Here is a 3,006-nt window from a genome sequence, read left to right as displayed (position 1 = left end):
TCGGTTGAATCGTGTGTTGCTGATGCTCGGCGTGACGTTGCTGGGAATGAGGTTCCGGCTGAGCAGCGGCTTGCAGGTTCTGTTTGTTGGCTTCCACGAGTGACTCGATTTGTTTAGGGTCGATGCGAGACATTAGGTGTTGATAAGGCTTGATAACGTGCCCTTCCGGCAAGAGAGTGAACGCGTCCTCCCATGTAAGTGGTGGAATGTTAAGAAACGCCTCTACGTTTGAGACCAAACCAGGCAGCACTGGTTTTAGGTACAGGGAGAGTAATCTAAAGATGTTGATGCAGACGGAGCTTACTTGATGTAATTCCTGGCTGGGGCCGGCCTTGGAGAGTTTCCAAGGTTCTTTAACGCTAACGTATTTGTTGGCAATGTCTGCCAGTAACATAATTAGGCGCAAGGCTTGATTAAATAGCCGCGCATCATATAGTCGGATCAACTCCTTTGATGCGGCTTGAAAATCCCGAAGCAAAATCTCAGGACTGCCGAGCCTAGTGAGCCATTCTGCTTCCTCTTCGAAAACCTTTCGAATATAACTCTCCGAAAAATCGTCCCGCTCGAACTCACGATTTGTAATAGCGGCGAAAGATTGCTCAAGTTTTTGATGGGTTGGTTCAGGGATATTTGCTAAGCGACCATTAAACGAATTAGTGATAAATGCAGCTGTCCGGCTGGCAATATTGACGTACTTCCCAACCAAATCACTATTCACCCTCGCCACGAAATCTTCCAAGTTGAGATCGATGTCCTCCATCGTCCCATTCAGCTTGCAGGCGTAGTAATAGCGCAGCCATTCGGGGTTCAAGCCCTGCTGGAGATAACTTTCCGCCGTGATGAAAGTGCCGCGGGATTTGGACATTTTCTCGCCGTTCACGGTCAAGAAGCCGTGGGCGAAGATCTTGGTGGGAGTGCGGAAATCCGAGTGTTCCAGCATGGCCGGCCAGAACAGGGCGTGGAAATAGAGGATATCCTTGCCTATGAAGTGGTATAGCTCCGCGTTCGAGTCCTTGTTCCAGTATTGGTCGAAATCGAGGTTCAGTCTTTCGCACAGGTTCTTGAAGCTGCCCATGTAGCCGATGGGAGCGTCCAGCCAGACGTAGAAGAATTTGCCCGGCGCGTCGGGGATTTCGAAGCCGAAATAGGGGGCGTCGCGGGAAATGTCCCAGTCGGACAGCCCCGCCTCGAACCATTCCGCCATTTTGTTGGCGGCTTCATCCTGCAAATGTCCGGCTCGGGTCCAGGTCTTGAGAAATTCCTCGCATTTCCCGAGCTTGAAGAAGTAGTGCACCGACTCCTTCCGCACCGGAGCCGCGCCGGAGACGGCGGAATAGGGGTTGATCAGGTCGGTCGGCGAATAGGTTGCGCCGCAGGCTTCGCAGGAATCGCCGTACTGGTCCTTGGCATGGCACTTTGGGCATTCGCCCTTGATGAAGCGGTCCGGAAGAAACATTTCCTTGACCGGATCGTAGTACTGCTCTATCGAGCGCGCCTCGATCAATCCACGCTCTTTCAGCCTCGCGTAGATCGTTTCGGCCAGTTGCCGGGTTTCCTCCGAATGGGTCGAGTAATAGTTGTCGAACTCGATGTGAAAACCGGTAAAGTCCCGGAGATGCTCGCCGTGGACCCGTCGAATCAGCTCCTCCGGGGCGATGCCTTCCTTTTCGGCCCTAAGCATGATGGGCGTGCCGTGGGTGTCGTCGGCGCAGACATAATGGCAGGTGTTGCCGCGCATCTTCTGAAATCGCACCCAGATGTCGGTTTGTATGTATTCGACCAGATGGCCCAAGTGAATGGGGCCGTTGGCATAGGGTAGGGCGCTGGTGACGAGGATCGTTCGATGGGTGGTCATGTGGCGAAATTCAATGTTTTCTTGGGTCGCAAAATTATCCCACATTTCGGCCGAGCGTTCAGAGGCGCATAGCCACGGCGGACGCCGTAGAGTGGGGCTCCGAACCTGGTGCGTCGCCAGTCGAAGAAGCCTTTGATCCGTTAAGCTTCGCGGCCAATTGTGTAGAATAACGCCTTATTTGGCCCGAGATGCCGGAGATTCGAATGCCGCTGACTCAATCCGATGTTGAGAATGCCCTTAAGACCTTGGTGGATCCCAATCTGGACCGGGATTTGGTATCGACCAAGTCGATCAAGAAAATCGAAATAGACGATTCCCGGATTCGGGTGAAAGTGGCTCTGGGTTACCCGGCGGCCAGTTTCCACGCCGAACTCAAGAGTCTGATCGAACAAAAGCTCCGTGCGGAAACCGGCGCGACCGAGGTGACGGTGGAAATCGTTACGGAGATCGTTTCCCACTCGGTCCAGAAGAATCTAAAGCCGATGCCCGGCGTCAAGAACATCATCGCGGTCGCTTCCGGCAAAGGCGGTGTCGGGAAATCGACGACCGCCGCGAATCTGGCGCTGGCATTAGCGGCGGAAGGTGCGCGAGTCGGTATTCTGGATGCCGACATTTACGGACCAAGCCAACCGCTCATGCTGGGGATTTCCGGGCGCCCGGATACCGAAGGCGGAAACCGGTTGATCCCGATGGTCGCCTACGGCGTTCAATCCATGTCCATCGGTTATCTGATCGAGGAGGACGCACCGATGATCTGGCGCGGCCCCATGGTGACCGGTGCCTTGCAACAATTGCTCAAGGACACCAAGTGGGACAACCTGGATTATCTGATCATCGACTTGCCGCCCGGTACCGGCGATATTCAATTGACGCTGGCGCAGCAGATTCCCGTGTCCGGCGCGATCATAGTCACCACGCCTCAGGACATTGCGTTATTGGATGCCCAGAGAGGCCTAAAGATGTTCGAAAAGGTGGGGGTGCCGGTCTTGGGGATCGTAGAAAACATGAGCATTCATATTTGTTCGAATTGCGGCCATGCCGAGCCGATCTTCGGCGAAGGCGGCGGTGACAAGATGGCCCAAAAATACGGCGTCGAGCTACTCGGTTCTCTGCCGCTCGACATCAGCATCCGGAAGAACGCGGACGGCGGC

At 54.6% G+C, this 3,006-nt stretch carries 2 protein-coding genes; one reads left to right on the top strand and one right to left on the bottom strand.

The genetic code is table 11. The annotated features are described in order from the left end of the window. A partial coding sequence (metG, locus tag ABJK70_RS22775; protein WP_347259228.1) for a methionine--tRNA ligase occupies positions 1–1,855 on the bottom strand: 1,855 nt, incomplete at its 3' end. A 203-nt stretch (positions 1,856–2,058) separates the two neighbouring features. Here metG and apbC point away from each other — a divergent pair. Beyond that, on the top strand, positions 2,059–3,006 hold a 948-nt coding region (apbC, locus tag ABJK70_RS22770), incomplete at its 3' end, for an iron-sulfur cluster carrier protein ApbC (protein WP_347259227.1).

This window comes from Methylocaldum sp., assembly GCF_039794385.1.
Lineage (GTDB): Bacteria > Pseudomonadota > Gammaproteobacteria > Methylococcales > Methylococcaceae > Methylocaldum.
Note: the sequence above shows the minus strand (reverse complement) of the source record. Positions and strands in the feature narration are given on the sequence as shown.